The organism is Massilia niabensis (assembly GCF_042655085.1).
GTDB classification, from domain to species: Bacteria; Pseudomonadota; Gammaproteobacteria; order Burkholderiales; family Burkholderiaceae_D; genus Telluria; species Telluria niabensis.
On the sequence record NZ_JBHSMU010000019.1, the window covers coordinates 408868 to 423680 of the forward strand.

Here is a 14813-nt window from a genome sequence, read left to right on the forward strand (position 1 = left end):
TTCCCATGGTCTTGCGATACCACCAAATCCAGAACTGCATGCGTACTCGTCACGGCGCGACTCCATGCGAATGCTATGCTGGATCGTCTTCCATGCAACGGTAAGGAAACAGTGTTTTAACCTCAGCGGACACCATAGAATTGCCCGGATCATCTTTTTATTAATTCGCCTCCCGGCAAAGACCTTACTGGCAGTTCAGGCTTCGAAAGCTGGTAGTTTCGGCGGAGCATAGGATTCGTCATCCGCATTCGTATTAAGTCCTAACGACAGCTCTCGCGAACAAACAGCACAGCGTACTAAGTACCGGTTACAGTGCACGTATCATTTCAGTGGCGTATGCGAGTACTGGCGCAATAAAAAATAAAGCGTGATCACCTGTGACAACGCAGTCCTTGCGGCAACGCGTGCTTCCGAATGATTTCTAAATTTATTCTGCGCGTTTTTATGTTTGAGGTCACAAACGAAGCCAGTGTCACAGTTAGCCTTTTCGTGTTGGCGTACCCACTCTAATATCGTTCATTAAGGTAAGATTGATCCATCGCGACAAATTTCGGTCATCGTGCCAGAAGCGCAATAAATTATTTTCCATCTGCTGGCGACTCGCGTGCAGTCCGCTGTTAGGACGAACGAAATGAAGGATGCCGAAACAAAAGGATTGAAGGATGGGGTTGCGGCACTGACGAGCGTTGCGTTTGCGCTGATAGTCATAGCCCGCTTACTGATCCGCAGCCGTGCCCGCCCTGGACACGGTGCCGACGCATGCCTGGACCACGGCACGCGACAGGCGCCAGATGCGTCCGGAAATATGTGGTGCCCGAATGGTCAGTATGTCGACTGAATCAAAGGCTATCAATCGACACACGCCCGCCGGCCTTGGCCGATTCTTCCACCGCCGCGATCAGACGATGCAACCCGACAGCATAATCGAAGGTCGGCGCCGTCGATGTACCGCTACGCAAGTCTTGCGCCATCATGGCATACAGGCGCGCGACATTGCGTGGTACGGGATGCTGTGGCCACTCAGGATCAATACTCGTGGGAACGTCAAGAGGGCGGACTTCTCGGTCCTCACCCCGGCCACCGCTGATCGACAGTTGTGCGAACTGGGCATGCCCATGATCACCAGAAATTTGCAGGTCGCCGTCGGTTCCATTGATCTCTAACAGAAAGCCAGTGCCCCGTGACACTCCGCCTCGATAATGCACCGCAATAGGCGCTCCATTTGTCAACAATCCATCGACAATCAGCTGGTCGGGTGCTGTCATCGGCAAGACTTCGTTGGTTTCTACTACCTGTACCGACTTGCGACGGTTCACGAGCCGTGCCGACACCTCGATAATGTTACCGAGTATGTTCTGGACGGCAGCAATGGTGTGGCCGAACGGAATCGTCAGCATGGTCGCGCCGTTTGATGGGTCGAGCAGGTAAGTGTTCCTCTGGTCAACCTGGGCGCCCCAGGCGAGGCCACTTGCTATCAGCGTAGACGAAAGAACCTCGCCGACATAGCCTTCGGAAACCAACTGGCGCGCGTATTCGAATTCAGGTGCAACCAGTGCCTGGGTTCCAATCACGCCGAGTACACCTCTTGCACGGGCGAGGTCGGCAAGCGCGCTGGCCTCGGCCAAGCCATTTCCCAGCGCCCATTCACAGTACACAGGCTTTCCTGCTTCGATTGCCATCTTGACGATGTCGAAGTGATGGGGAATTTTGACTGCGACGACCACGACATCGATGTCGGGCGACCCAATCAGTTCCGCAGCACTGGAAAATGCCCGGGGAACCCCGCATGCAAGCGCCGCCGATACAGCACTTGCAAGGCTGGTGTTGGCGACGCCGACGACCTGATAGTCATCCGGCAAAGCCTGAAGCGCTGGCAAGTGCGCTAACGCGGCCCAACTCGCTCCAGGTTGCAGTCCAATAATCCCAACACGAAAGCGTTGCTGTTTCATAATAGGTTTTCCCTTTTAAGTGGCCGGTGTTATCAATTCTCAGGCGTGGGAATCAGGTAGGAGAATAATCCTTGGCAATTTCCCTCAGCACGTCCTTGCGCACCTTTCCCGATGCCGTCTTGGGCAGGGCAGCGACGAGCTGGACATGCTCCGGCGTTTTTTGTTTGGCAAGGCCGGCAGATTGGATCATGCTGCTTACCTCCGCCATCCCAAAGCTGGCGTCAGTATCAGGAACGAGAAAAGCACAGATCGCTTCGCCGGTTTTCCGGCTCGGCATCGATACCACCGCAGCCTCACGGATCAAGGGCGAACGCAGCAGCACATCCTCGATTTCCTTGGCGCTGATGTTTTCGCCGGAGCGAATGATCAGGTCTTTCCTGCGCCCTGTACAAACCACATATTCGTTTTCAAGCAAGTGGCCGAGGTCACCCATCCGGAAATACCCTTCGTCGTCATAGTTACCTTCATTGTCTTCGCGGCGCGCATAGCCGAGGGCCATGCTCGGCTCGCGCACCAGGATCTCACCTTCGGCCCCGGGCAGCGACGGGAGGCCGGTGCCGACATCCAGGATCTTGACTTCTGCATGGTGCAGGCGACCGTCAGTTTCGGCGCCATAACGAACGTCAGCCCGGGAACGGGGCGGCGCTGTCATGGTCGTCGCCTCGGTGGCACCAAAATTACGCCACGGAATGCAGTTGGAGAAGCACTCCGCCGCCTCGTAGATCAAGCTCGGCGGGACTGCAGCGCCACCGCACAGGTAATAACGCAGCGCAGGCAGCGTTTCGCCCCGATCGCGCACCACGCCCAACAGGTCTTGCAAAAACGGGGTCGCGCCAAGCATGAGCGCACATTGATAGCGCTTGAGCAGTTCAAACGCGCGCTTTGGGTCCCACGTATCGATAGTCACCGCGGTCAGGCCCCCATACCAGGGCATGGTCAGGATCCAGAGGTAACCAGTAACATGGGTCAGCGGCGAAGGACAAAAAACATGATCCGGTTCTTTGAGCTGCATGACCGGCTTCATCTTCACGCAGTCGGCCAGGATGCTGTTGTGCGAGTGCAGCACGCCCTTCGGCCTGCCGGTTGTGCCGGAGGTATACATCAGCAGCTTGACTGCGTTTGGATCGACCTCCACCAGTGTTTCCAGCGGCGCTTCCGCAGCGATGATGTCGTCAAATACGAGCTGCGTGCCGAACGAGCCGCGCAGCACAACAACCCTGGGCGCAGCTGTCAGCGCAGGCGCAATGCGCCGCATCATCTCGGCATAGTCGAATTTGCGAAACGCCTCCGGCACGAACATGATCTTGGTGCCCGATTCGTTGAGCATGTAGGTGACTTCGGTATCTCGATTGATGGTCACGATGGGATTGACCACCACGCCAGTCATGCAGGCGGCCAGGTCGATGACTGCGGCCTCCCACCAGTTTGGCAGCTGGAAGGAGACGACGTCACCGGGCTGCAGGCCTTGCCGGATGAACCAGCCGGCAAGCCTTTGGGCCTTCTCATACAGGGTTCTCGCCGTGATTGTCCGCTCGCCTTCGACGATCAAGACCTGCTCAGGATGCGCGGCAACACGGTCCCGCGCATACTCGGCTATCGTCTTGTTCGTCCAGTCCCCTTCACGCACGGCCTTCTCAGCCAGCACCGGATTCCAGCGTACGAGCCAGCCTCCGGCATCGCGCCGGTACTCAGTCACATCCATAGTTTTCCAATCTCCATTTACCCCATGCATGCCGCCAGAGTCAGGCGCCTGCGCCCAAGCGCCTGGTCGCAGCGCGATCGATTACCGCACTCCCCTCGCCCACGAAGGCGCGCCGGTATTCCTTGACCGGAATGGACTTCATCGCCGCGATCACGCGCGCCGAGATCGGGGCCGCCTTCCGCTCGGGCGCACGCCAGTCGATCCGCCCCTCGCCGGCCCAGGCGTGCTGGTAAGACCAGCGCATCAGGTTTTCCAGCGGATAATCGGCGTCTGGCGCCTCGCCCTGGGGCCCTGGAATGACTTTCCAGCCGAAGGTGCGCACTTGCGCCGAATTGCGGCGTACCCGCTCGAGTGCCTCGTCCGACAAGGGGCGCAAGCGGCTTGCTTCGCCTTCGAGTAACACATTGCCGTACTCGGCACACTGGAAGCGGCGGCGCTCGGGCTCGGCGGTGACCGGTCCGATCTCGCCGAGCAGCTTGGCGAACCCCATGTACTCGCGGCCCGCGGTCAGCGCCCCGGCCTCGGACACCCACATGACCGGCGCGAACCCTGCCTGCAGCGGCCCTTCCGGTCCATCGTAGACGGCGCCGACGCTGATGACCACTTCACGATAGCCGCGCCCGCCCAGGTAATCGATATCGTGGTAATCGATGTGCGACACCGAGATGACTGCGGTGTCGGGCAGCTCGAAAAAGCGCGGAAGGAGCCGGGCAGCCGCGTCGCGCGCGGTCTCATACGACACAACGATGACCTCGGCATGCGGTACCTGCGTCTGGTCGGGCATCAGGCTCGGGCCGAACAAGGCAGGCATGTCGTAACGTGCTTGGGGCATTGCGTAACCTCTATCAGGATGCGACGCCGCCATGGGCGCCGCGTTTGATCATTCGCCGCGAAAGACGGGCGGACGTTTTTCCATGAAAGCCAGGACAGCCTCCCGGTGGTCGCTGGAGGCCAGGGTCAGGTGCTCCAGCCCGGCGTGCGCATCGATGGTTGCCTCGGCAAGCTTGCGCAGCTCCATGTTGATCGAGCGCTTGGTAATGCGCAGCGCCATGCCGGGCAAGGCAAGAAGCCGATCGGCATAGGCCCATACGGCTTCGTCGAGCTGCTCGGCCGGAACGGCCTTGTGGATCAGGCCCATTGCCGCTGCCTCGGCCGCATCGATCGCCTCTCCCGTCAACAGGTAATGGCGGGCGCGGGCGTACCCGATCATGAGGGGCCACAGCAAGGCCCCGCCATCGCCCGCCGACAGGCCGACGTTGACGTGAGGATCCGCGAACTTCGCGCCCTCGGCCATGAATACGACGTCGGACAACAGCGCCAGCGTCGCGCCCATGCCCATCGCATGTCCGTTGACACGCGCAATCACAGGTTTGGACATGGCCAGCATCGAGCGCACGATGTGGGGGGTGCGAACGATCATCGACGCCGCGTGCTTGGGGTCTTCATTCGATTTGAGCATGCCTGCCAGGTCGCCTCCGGCCGAAAAGGCCTTGCCCGCCCCTGTCAGCACCACGAGTTCGCAGCGTTCGTCGCGCTCGACCTCGTAGAACACCTCCGATAGTTCGTTATGCAGGGCAACGTGGGCGGCATTCACCGGCGGATTGTCCATCGTGACCAGCAGGCACTTGCCGCGATATTCGAACTTCAGGAACTCATATTTCTCGTACATTGCTTGAATCCTCTTTGCTTGTCTTGCGCCTTCATGACGATCCGATAGCGCCGCATTACCAGCCGCCGCACTTTCCTGCGCGGCGGCACAATGGCTTGTTTATTCAGGAGCCGAGCTCATTGCTTCCTGGGCCGGATCCGGATGGTCGTGCGGGTCCTGCATAAAGCGCCGCAAGGCACGATGGAAATTACTGATTGTGCGCTCCTGGAGCGGGCTGACGAGCTGTCCGGGAAAACCACGCGATTTCATGCCGCGCTGCAGCTGGTCCAGGTTCACGAAGTCCTGCTTGTAAATGAGCGGCCATTCGCCCTCGCGCCAGTTGGCGTAGAACTCACGCTTGAGCGGCGGCTCCTTGCCGGGCGCGTAGCGTTCCAGCGCCCAGACGTCGAAAATGCATGAATTCGGGTCTTGCCCATTCGGGCGTGCCCGATACCACAGGACGCCGTCGACGCTGTGCAGGAAAATGGTGTTCGGGAACACATGCCAGTCGAACCCGGAAGCCTCGATATACTCCGGCGTGAGTTCGGACGGGAACTCGACGCCGTCTTCAGCCGCCGCCTCGCCGAGGAATTGCATCCACTTTGCCAACACTTCAGCGGGTTCAGCGGTGGCCTCCACCTCGGTGCGCAGGCGCTGGGTGGCGCGGTGCATGCGCGGCGTGACGATTGCCTGCAGGTCACGGTTGTACTGCTCGACAAAATCGAGGATATAGTCGCGGTAATCCGGCACTTCCTTGGGCGGCAGGCGCGGCGAACGCTTGAAGGGTACCGTGCCCTCGGCGGCGAAGCGCACGTTGCCATGGCGGCCGAAGCCACGGCTTGTGGAATAGTCGTCGGTAAAGGCGAGCAATTGCGCGTGCGCCTGCTGCACGTGATAGAACTCGTTGAAGGCTTCCAGCACGCGTTTCCAGTTAACGGGCATGATCACCGTCTTGTACCAGCGGTAACGCAGCTTGTCGAACTCGAACTTGCCCATGAAGTCGTCCACCGGGCGCAGGAATTCCTCGAACGGCTGGCACTCCGGGTCCATGTTGATGAAGACCGCACCACCCCAGGTAGCCACATTTACCTCTCGCAGGTCGACATCCTTCGATTTCAGGCAGCCATTCCAGTCCTTGCTGTCGACGATTTCGATGCATTCGCCCTTGAGGCTGTATTTCCAGCCGTGAAAGCGGCAATGGAAGCGTTCCGCCCGGCCGCAGCCCTGGGTCAGCGGCAGGCCGCGGTGGGAACACGCGTTGTGGAAGGCCTTGATGACATCCTTCTCCGCGTGGACAACGATGATCGAATCGTCGACGATGTCGTAGGTACAGTAGTCGCCGACATTCGGTATTTCCTCTAGCCGGCAGGCAAGCTGCCAGACCTTGGGCCAAAGGCGCTCCTCTTCGAGACGCGCGAAATCCGGGTCGATGTAAGAATCGTTGGGAATGAAGTCATCCCGGATCTTATCCGGGGAAAAATCCTTGAGTGAACTCGCCATGTCTCGTCCTCTGTCCTCTTGTCTGGGCAATCTGCTTGCGGGTGTGGACTAGATGTTAGGAGGGCCGCACGCGCCGGTCTTGATTCCGTACGACACACTCGAACCGGATCAGCCACTCCACATGAAACAACGGTGGCCTTGCCTGCGGCCATGTCGTTCAACGTCAAGACCACGTGGCCTGACGCCAACATGATGTTGGAGCTAAGTTTCGTTCCGGCGGCTGGCAGGGCCGCACTTTTTTTATCAAGGACCCAGGAATGGCTAATCTGGCTTCAACCGAGTTTCTTTCGGACGTCGAGCCCCCGCTTGTGGTTTTCGATCCATCCAAAGTGCATTGGGATGACACAGCTGACGTTGTGATCGTCGGCTTTGGTGGCGCCGGGGCGGCAGCGGCCATCCAGGCACGCGAGCTTGGCGCTGACGTCATCGCGCTGGACCGGTTCAACGGCGGAGGCGCGACAGCCTACAGTGGCGGCGTGACCTATGCGGGCGCCACCCGCTACCAGAAGGAAGCGGGCTACGAAGACAGCGCCGATAACATGTACCGCTACCTGAGCCAGGAGGGTGCGCCTGTCAGCCCGGAAACCCTGCGCCGCTTCTGCGAAGGCAGCAATGGTGACCTGGAGTGGCTTGAGGCGCAGGGCGTACCTTTCAACGGCAAGGCCTACCCGGAAAAAACCACCTATCCGCCGGAAGGCTTTTTCCTGTATTTTTCCGGCAACGAAAAGGTACCGAGCTACAAGAAGAATGCTGCTCCGGCACCGCGTGGCCACCGCGCGGTCGGCCCCGGGTTCACTGGCGCGGTGCATTTCCATGCCTTGCGCAATGCCGCGCTGTCCAAGGGTACACGGTTGATTCCGCATTCGCCGGTACGCAGGCTTGTAACAGCGCAGGATGGCACTGTCATCGGAGTCGAGATCAGCCAGGTTCCGGAAAGCGCCCGGCCGCAGCATGACGCGCTGTATAGCGGTGTGACGCCTATGAAGCCGTTCGCCGGCGCTAAACAGGAAGAGGCAATCAAGCGCTGCGCCATTTTCGAACGCGAACACTCGGAACGCAAGCTCGTGAGCGCACGTGGAGGCGTCATCTTGAGCGCGGGTGGCTTCGTTTTCAACCTGGAGATGGTGCGAAAGCATCGTCCGGTGTATGCCAAGGTGTTCCGTTCGATCATGCGCCTTGGCTCGATGGGTTGCGATGGCAGCGGGATCGACCTGGGCCGGTCGGCCGGCGGCGCCACCGCCTTGATGGACAACTTCTATATCGGCCGCTCGATCGCCCCTCCTGTCGGATTCGTGCGCGGCGTCATGGTGGACCAGGACGGCAACCGCTTCCTCAACGAGGATGCGTACAACGGCTTTCTCGGCAAGGCCATCGGCGACTTGCCCGGCGACGGCAAGGCATGGCTCATCCTGGACCGGAAGGCCTTTTTCGCGTCGCTCAAGCAATGCCTGTTTCCGGGCAAGGGAATGTATCTCTATACGCTGCCGAGCTTGCTCAACATTCTGTTTGGCGGCACGCGCTTCGCGTTCAGACTGAACGGACTGGCCAAACGATGCAAGCTGCAGCCCTTGTCGCTACAGCGCTCGATCCAGGCCAATAACCAGGCTGCAGCCTCCGGGGTGGACCCTTTCGGAAAATCGCCGGACAATATCCGTGCGCTTACCCAGGGCCCCTATTTCGCCATCAACATGGACCTCAGCAATAAATTCACCATCAGCATGCTGTTTTCGCTGGGCGGTCTGACCGTGAATGAGCAGACCGGCAACGTGACCCGTCCGGACGGCACCGCCATTCGCGGCCTCTACGCAGCAGGCCGCTCCGCCGTTGGTCTGTGCTCCACGGCGTACATGAGTGGCATGTCGATCGCCGACACCGTGTTTTCGGGCCGCCGCGCGGCGCAGGACGCAGCCCGTCAAAAGTCTCCGGTGAAGGACAAGGCGATCGCCTAGTCCCCAGGTGCAGAAATAGAAAACGCCACCGGGTTTGTCCTGGTGGCGTTTTGCTTTGGGACCTCGCCGGCGCCGCAAAGACGCCGACCTTCTTCAGAACTGGTTCTTGACTACATGTACGACCAGGCCATCGAGCTCGGGCCTCATTTTGATCTGGCAGGACAGGCGGCTGGTGGCTTTCTGCTCGAGGACACAGGTCAGCATGTCAACCTCGACAGGTTGCGCCGGAGCCAGCCGATCGACCCACTCCGGATCGACATAAACATGACAACTCGCGCAGGCGCAATTGCCGCCGCAATCGGACACAAGGCCTGGGACCAGGTTGCTCATGCCGGCGTGGATGACCGATTCTCCCGTCTCCGCTTGCACAAGGTGCTCTTTCCCGCCGAGATCAATAAACTTCAAAGTAGCCATTTGCATTTCCTCTCTTCTGTCCACGTCACAAAGACGCTGTAAAAAATTTGTTCAGCGGTGTCGATTCGTCGATGAGCGCATCGTCATCGACCTCGATTCTTTCGCCCACCAGGCGTTTTCCCATCACAAAATCCTGCGGCCGATTGATCGTATCGATTGCCAGGATCCGTTTCCCCTTCAGGTAAAACAGCGAGAACGCACGTCCCTCCATCGTCCCGCGCATGACGATACGTTCATGGCCCTCGCACAGCCCGACCGACTTGAGCTTGAGATCGTATTGGTCCGACCAGAACCAAGGCACCATGCGGTACGGCTCGCCCTGTCCGCACATGGTTGACGCGGCCGAACGAGCCTGTTCGACGGCATTCGGCACCGACTCGAGGCGAATGTTCCTGCCCACCACGGGATTCGGATGGTTGCAGCAATCGCCGAGCGCCAGGATGTCGGGATCCGACGTCACGCAAAATGCATCGACGAGAATGCCGTTATCGACTGCGAGACCGGCCGCCTCGGCCAGTCCGGTATTCGGCAACAGGCCGACGCCAACGACAACGACGTCGGCAGGAATGCGTTCCCCGGCGTGGCTGCGAACCGCGACGACCCGCAGGCCGTCGAACTCAAGTCCCTCAACCAGCGTGCCGGTCCGTATGTCGACGCCGGCCTGGCAATGGACCTGTTCGAAGAAGGCCGACATCGCTGGCGACGTCACGCGTCCGAGCAGGCGCGGCCCTGCCTCAACGACGGTGACCTGCAGGCCATGCTTGATCGCGGTGGCCGCGACTTCGAGGCCCACGTAGCCGCCCCCGACCACGACCATGCGCTTGCCTGCCTTCAGCAGTTCGCGGATCTTCAATGCGTCGTCGAGCGTGCGCAGGTAATGGAAGTTATCGCAGGCCTCGGCCCGGGCCGTGTCGGCGCCAGGCAGCGGGCGCTGGCGCCCGCCGGTGGCGATCGCCAGCTTCGTGTATTGCAGGCTGCTACCATCCGACAAGGTAACCGTCCTGTTCGTGCGGTCGATCGCCTCCACCCGCGTGTTCAGGATGACCTCGATCTGCGCCAGGTCGTAGGTCGCCTGTGGTTTGAGAAACAGGTCGCTCAAACCGGTCTTACCTTCGAGGAAGCCCTTTGACAAAGGGGGGCGCTGGTAGGGAAGATGGGGTTCTTCGCCGATCATGATCACCCTGCCAGCCCAGCCCTGTTCGCGCAGCCTCGTCGCCAGTTCGCCGGCGGCATGTCCGCAGCCGACGATAATGGCCACCTCGCTCCCCGGGGCAATTGTTTCTCTCGTATTTTCCATGTTGGCTCCGGGTTCGATTAGCGGGCAACGGCGCTTGGGGCCCCGGCGCCGCGGCGCCCGGATCCAGCCACCGCGTCGCCTGCGGCAGCAGGAACCGCCTGGCGATCCTTCGCCCGCGGTTCCTTGAACAGGAAGTAGGACAGCGCCGGAACCAGGATCAGCGAACCGATCATGTTCACGATGAACATGAAGGTCAGCAGGATGCCCATATCGGCCTGGAAGCGGATCGGCGACCAGGCCCAGGTCACGACGCCGGCACCAAGCGTGACACCCACCAGTGCCACGACCTTTCCAGTAAATTGGACTGCATGCCGATAGGCGTCGCTGAGCGACTCACCCTTCCTCATCAATGCCATTTGCACGCTCAGCAGATACAGCGAGTAATCGACGCCGATACCTACACCGAGCGCGATCACGGGCAAAGTAGCGACCTTCACGCCGATGCCCAACATCACCATCAGTGCTTCCGCAAGAATGGACGTGAGCATCAGCGGCAGGACTGCGACCAGGACTGCGCGCCAGCTGCGAAACGCGATCGCGCACAGCACAATCACCGCGGCGTAGACATAAATCAGCATGCTGACATTGGCCTTCTTGACGACGATATTCGTAATGGCCTGGATACCTGCATTGCCGGCGGCAAGCAGGAACTGTCGATCCGGAGTCGAGTGCTCGGCAGCAAATTTTTCCGCTGCCGCCATGACGCGATTGAGCGTGTCGGCCTTGTGGTCGGACAGGTAGGCGACAACTGGCGTGAGCGCACAAGCGTCGGTGATGAATTCGGAATTCCAGGCCAGCGCGTTACTGATCTGCGGGTCGATAAGGCCCTGGTTGCCGCTGATCGTCAGCCATTTCGGGTTGCCTTCGAAGCCGCCGGAGGTGTAGTTGCGCACCGTGTCTGCCAGGGATGCCGTCTTTTGTACGCCCGGGACTTGCGACAGCGCGAACGCCAGGCGATCGATCTCGACCAGGGTGTCAAACTTGCGGCAGTCGTCCGGCGGTGTTTTCACCATGACGGCGAAAACTTCACTCGACAAGCCATAGTTTGCGGAAATGTACGCGTCATCGAGGTTATAGCGCGCCTCCGGGCGCAATTCCGGCGCACCGGGATCAAGGTCACCGGTTTGCAGGTTCAACGCCACGATGTAGCCACCCACCGCCAGTCCCAGGCTGACCAGCACTGCGGCGGTCGCCCAGCGGCGCTCGGTAAAACGGTCCAGCAAGCGCCACACCGCACCCAGGCCCTTGCCACTTTCTTGCTCCTCTTCGTCGCGCAGGCTGCGCAGCGCGGCTTTGCGGCTGACGCCGGTAAAGGACAGCATCACCGGCAGCAAGAGCAGGTTGGTGAAAATCAGCACCGCCACTCCCATGCTGGCAGCGAGCGCCAGGTCGCGGATGGCCGGGATATCGATCAGCATGAGTACGGCAAAGCCGACTGCGTCCGCGAGCAGTGCGGTCACGCCGGCGATGAACAGGCGGCGGAAGGTATACCGTGCCGCCACTAGCGTGTGCGTGCCCCGGCCGACGTCCTGCATGATGCCGTTCATCTTCTGCGCACCATGGCTCACCCCGATGGCGAAAATCAGGAACGGGACCAGCGCGGAGAAAGGATCGAGGGCAAAGCCCATCGTGACGAGCAGGCCGAGTTGCCACGTGACGGCTATGATCGAGCACGCGAGTACCGTCAGCGTGCTGCGCACGCACCGGGTGAACATGAAGATAATGAAGGCAGCAATCACGGCCGACGCGACAAAGAAAGTCATGACCTTCTGAAGGCCATCGATGAGATCGCCAACCAGCTTGGCATAGCCGACCACGTGAACCTTCAGTTTTGGCGACCCGGGCTTCCCGGCCGACTCGTATCGGGAACGGATATCTTCCAGCGACTTCGACAGTGCGTGGTAGTCGGCCGGGCGGCCTTCGGCATCGCGGCTCATCAGGGGCACGACGATCATGCTGGACTTGAAGTCGTTCGCGACCAGGCTCCCAACCACACCCGCACGATTGATGTTGAGCTTCAATGCCTGGATCGTTTCCGGCGACCCGTTGTAGTTCTGCGGCATGACCGGACCGCCGACGAAACCTTCCTCGGTGTACTCGGTCCAGCGCACGACCGGCGTCCAGATCGACTTCAACCATGAACGGTCCACGCCCGGCAGCAGTACGATCTCGTCGTTGATCTTCGCCAATGAGTCCAGATAGGCTGCATTGAAAATATCGCCTTCGGTATTCTCGACGACAACACGCACCGAATCGCCAAGGCCACGCAGCGCGCTGCGGTTCTCCTGATAATTGACGATGTAGGGATGGCTGGTCGGCAAGGATTTTTCAAAGCTCGCGCTCACCTGCAGCTTCGGTATCTGGAGCGCAAAAAATACGGTCAACAAGGCGCATGCAAGCACCATCCAGAGCCGGTTGTTGAAAACAAGACGTTCCAGCCAGTTCCCCGAGTACCGGTCGAAATCCTTCAGGTCCTTGATTACCGCCATCTCCGGGGCGCTGCTCTCTTTTTCACTAAACATAGTCGGCCACTTTTCCAGAATTACTCATCAATCGCTATTTGTTGGGCAGGCTCGCCACGCGAACTCCGGTGCTGCCGGCGAATGCGAGGCCCTGCTTGCCAAGGCCGGTCACCGCAAAGTAGGACGGAATGCCGGTCGCAACGCCGACTCTCGAAAAGCGCGCGCCCTTTTCACTGCTTTGCCACACCTCTCCCGAAGAGCCCACCAGCACCAGCCGGCCATCTCCGGTCACGCCGCCGCTCGTGATTCCCGCCAAGCTGCCGACGTCCACCTTGCCCCAGGTACGCCCCTGATCCGTGGAGCGAAACACTGCCCCCCTCATCCCGTAGGCGAGCACGATGTCTGGCGCGACAAGCAGCCCGAAGAATGTGGCCTTGGTAGGTATGGATGCCCGGACGAAGCGCTGTGCCGTTGCATCAAAGATCCACACCGCGCCTTGCTCGCCTGCCATATAGATCTGGCTTCCGGCGCGTCGGATGGCGTAAATGTGCAGTTCCTGAGGGTTCTCTACGCGGTCCATCCAAGGCACCCAGCTCTGTCCGCCATCCTCGGTACGAAAAATGCGGTTGAATGCGCCGACGACAAATCCACTGCGCTCGTTCTCGAACATCACGTCCAGGAAAGGTGGCGCCCCGCCCTGTTCGGCATCGGCCATGATTCTTTCTTCCTGTTTGAGGACGACTGCCTGTCCGGCCTCGTCTTTGTGCTTGCTGTAATGCTCTACGGCGCGTTTCGACGCTTGTCGACCGTCCAATCGGCGAATCCAGGTCTTGCCGCCATCCGTGCTATGCAATATCAGGCCGTCGTGGCCAACGGCCCACCCCTTTTGCGGAGTGGGAAAGTCGACCGACACGAGATCGGAGCTCGCCGGAACGGTCGCCTGGCTCCAGCTTGCACCACGGTTATCGGAGTACACGATCGTTCCTCTCAGCCCTACAGCCAGAATTCGCTGACCTGCCGACGCCACGGCGACCAATGGCGCGTGCGCAGGCCTGACGTGGTGTTTGGCAGGCGTTTCAAGTGGCGGAACAAATGGCGCGGCAGCTGCCGGCCGCGTGACTGCTATCACGCAAAAAATGCAAATGCTTCCCAGAATATGTCGCGACAAAATATTCCCTCTTCCACATCGATGATTGGCTCGCGTCCGACTGTTTTGCCTGCCATCAGACCTTCCGAATCGGCATGGTTGAAGGAAGCGACAGCGGACTGGTGGAGCGAGTCTAGGCCCCCGACTTCCGGCGGTATTGACCAAATGCGACACCACCAAATCGACAAACATCGTGGCTTTGGGTTGTCGTTTCCAGTCAATTTCAAGTGAGGGGAAAGAGCTAGAGTGGTTGAGCAAACCAGTGAGTACGGGTGGCACGGGCAGCCCTTTTGGGCGCCATTTTTTCACGACAAGGAGCGCTTAATGAAAATAATCTGTTTTCTCAAGAAAAAAGACGGACTGAGTTCCGAGCAGTTCATGAATTACTATGAAAGTAATCATGCGCCACTTGCGACCAAACTCCTGCCCTTCTTTTCTTCGTATGAGCGAAAGTATGTGATCAAGGATAAAGAATACAAACCTGGGCATCTGAATGAGGAACTGCCTCCGGTTCCTGTTTTCGATGTCATCACCGAGATCTCGTTTGGCAACCGTGCAGACTACGAGGGCATGTTGGCGGCGCTGAAAGACCCTGTCATTGGCAAGCAGATTGCGGATGACGAGGAAAATTTCCTCGACCGAAAGGCCATGGTGATGTACTTTGTTGATGAAAGGACTACGCCGGTGGACGTTCTGATGTCCGCTCGAGCACAGCCTTCGCCTGTCTAGCGGATCCTGGGGTCAA

At 59.7% G+C, this 14813-nt stretch carries 11 protein-coding genes; 2 read left to right on the top strand and 9 right to left on the bottom strand.

What is annotated here, in order from left to right; genetic code table 11:
* Positions 1-839: 839 nt before the first annotated feature.
* The 5 genes from ACFPN5_RS25090 to ACFPN5_RS25110 all read right to left on the bottom strand — a co-directional run bounded on the left by ACFPN5_RS25090 (position 840) and on the right by ACFPN5_RS25110 (position 6799).
* Positions 840-1949 carry a Gfo/Idh/MocA family protein gene (locus tag ACFPN5_RS25090; protein ID WP_379786575.1) on the bottom strand — a complete coding sequence of 370 codons (1110 nt, stop codon included), beginning with the start codon at positions 1947-1949 and terminating at the stop codon, positions 840-842.
* 52 nt (positions 1950-2001) lie between these two features.
* Positions 2002-3651: an AMP-binding protein gene (locus tag ACFPN5_RS25095; protein WP_379786576.1), complete on the bottom strand. Its 1650-nt coding sequence runs from the start codon at positions 3649-3651 to the stop codon at positions 2002-2004.
* A gap of 40 nt (positions 3652-3691) precedes the next feature.
* Entirely contained in the window at positions 3692-4483 is a 792-nt protein-coding gene (locus ACFPN5_RS25100; RefSeq protein WP_379786577.1) for an acetoacetate decarboxylase family protein, read from the bottom strand.
* 48 nt (positions 4484-4531) lie between these two features.
* Positions 4532-5320 (bottom strand): enoyl-CoA hydratase/isomerase family protein, encoded by a 789-nt coding sequence (locus ACFPN5_RS25105; RefSeq protein WP_379786578.1) that lies wholly within the window; start codon positions 5318-5320, stop codon positions 4532-4534.
* Positions 5321-5419: 99 nt separating this feature from the next.
* A complete protein-coding gene (locus ACFPN5_RS25110) occupies positions 5420-6799 on the bottom strand; it encodes an aromatic ring-hydroxylating oxygenase subunit alpha (protein WP_379786579.1) in 1380 nt (459 codons plus the stop codon).
* 257 nt (positions 6800-7056) lie between these two features.
* Here ACFPN5_RS25110 and ACFPN5_RS25115 point away from each other — a divergent pair, with 257 nt between their 5' ends.
* The gene (locus ACFPN5_RS25115) at positions 7057-8748 is read left to right on the top strand and encodes an FAD-binding protein (RefSeq protein WP_379786580.1); all 1692 of its coding nucleotides are present in this window, start codon (positions 7057-7059) and stop codon (positions 8746-8748) included.
* Between the two features lie 93 nt (positions 8749-8841).
* Here ACFPN5_RS25115 and ACFPN5_RS25120 read toward each other — a convergent pair whose 3' ends face one another.
* The 4 genes from ACFPN5_RS25120 to ACFPN5_RS25135 are packed head-to-tail and all read right to left on the bottom strand — an operon-like array spanning position 8842 to position 14260.
* A complete protein-coding gene (locus ACFPN5_RS25120; protein ID WP_379786581.1) occupies positions 8842-9162 on the bottom strand; it encodes a 2Fe-2S iron-sulfur cluster-binding protein in 321 nt (106 codons plus the stop codon).
* A gap of 25 nt (positions 9163-9187) precedes the next feature.
* The gene (locus ACFPN5_RS25125) at positions 9188-10459 is read right to left on the bottom strand and encodes an NAD(P)/FAD-dependent oxidoreductase (RefSeq protein ID WP_379786582.1); all 1272 of its coding nucleotides are present in this window, start codon (positions 10457-10459) and stop codon (positions 9188-9190) included.
* A gap of 17 nt (positions 10460-10476) precedes the next feature.
* Positions 10477-12981: an efflux RND transporter permease subunit gene (locus ACFPN5_RS25130; RefSeq protein WP_379786583.1), complete on the bottom strand. Its 2505-nt coding sequence runs from the start codon at positions 12979-12981 to the stop codon at positions 10477-10479.
* A 34-nt stretch (positions 12982-13015) separates the two neighbouring features.
* Complete coding sequence (locus tag ACFPN5_RS25135) at positions 13016-14260, bottom strand: WD40/YVTN/BNR-like repeat-containing protein (RefSeq protein WP_379786584.1); 1245 nt, start codon at positions 14258-14260, stop codon at positions 13016-13018.
* A gap of 54 nt (positions 14261-14314) precedes the next feature.
* Between ACFPN5_RS25135 and ACFPN5_RS25140 the strand changes: the two genes are divergently transcribed.
* Complete coding sequence (locus ACFPN5_RS25140; RefSeq protein WP_379786585.1) at positions 14315-14797, top strand: EthD domain-containing protein; 483 nt, start codon at positions 14315-14317, stop codon at positions 14795-14797.
* Positions 14798-14813 lie beyond the last annotated feature (16 nt).

What these genes read in the sequence shown, in the direction of transcription:
- ACFPN5_RS25090 (WP_379786575.1), bottom strand. Translation starts at nt 1,949, where the DNA reads ATGAAACAGCAACGCTTTCGTGTTGGGATTATTGGACTGCAACCTGGA.
- ACFPN5_RS25095 (WP_379786576.1), bottom strand. Translation starts at nt 3,651, where the DNA reads ATGGATGTGACTGAGTACCGGCGCGATGCCGGAGGCTGGCTCGTACGC.
- ACFPN5_RS25100 (WP_379786577.1), bottom strand. Translation starts at nt 4,483, where the DNA reads ATGCCCCAAGCACGTTACGACATGCCTGCCTTGTTCGGCCCGAGCCTG.
- ACFPN5_RS25105 (WP_379786578.1), bottom strand. Translation starts at nt 5,320, where the DNA reads ATGTACGAGAAATATGAGTTCCTGAAGTTCGAATATCGCGGCAAGTGC.
- ACFPN5_RS25110 (WP_379786579.1), bottom strand. Translation starts at nt 6,799, where the DNA reads ATGGCGAGTTCACTCAAGGATTTTTCCCCGGATAAGATCCGGGATGAC.
- ACFPN5_RS25115 (WP_379786580.1), top strand. Translation starts at nt 7,057, where the DNA reads ATGGCTAATCTGGCTTCAACCGAGTTTCTTTCGGACGTCGAGCCCCCG.
- ACFPN5_RS25120 (WP_379786581.1), bottom strand. Translation starts at nt 9,162, where the DNA reads ATGGCTACTTTGAAGTTTATTGATCTCGGCGGGAAAGAGCACCTTGTG.
- ACFPN5_RS25125 (WP_379786582.1), bottom strand. Translation starts at nt 10,459, where the DNA reads ATGGAAAATACGAGAGAAACAATTGCCCCGGGGAGCGAGGTGGCCATT.
- ACFPN5_RS25130 (WP_379786583.1), bottom strand. Translation starts at nt 12,981, where the DNA reads ATGTTTAGTGAAAAAGAGAGCAGCGCCCCGGAGATGGCGGTAATCAAG.
- ACFPN5_RS25135 (WP_379786584.1), bottom strand. Translation starts at nt 14,260, where the DNA reads ATGTTTGTCGATTTGGTGGTGTCGCATTTGGTCAATACCGCCGGAAGT.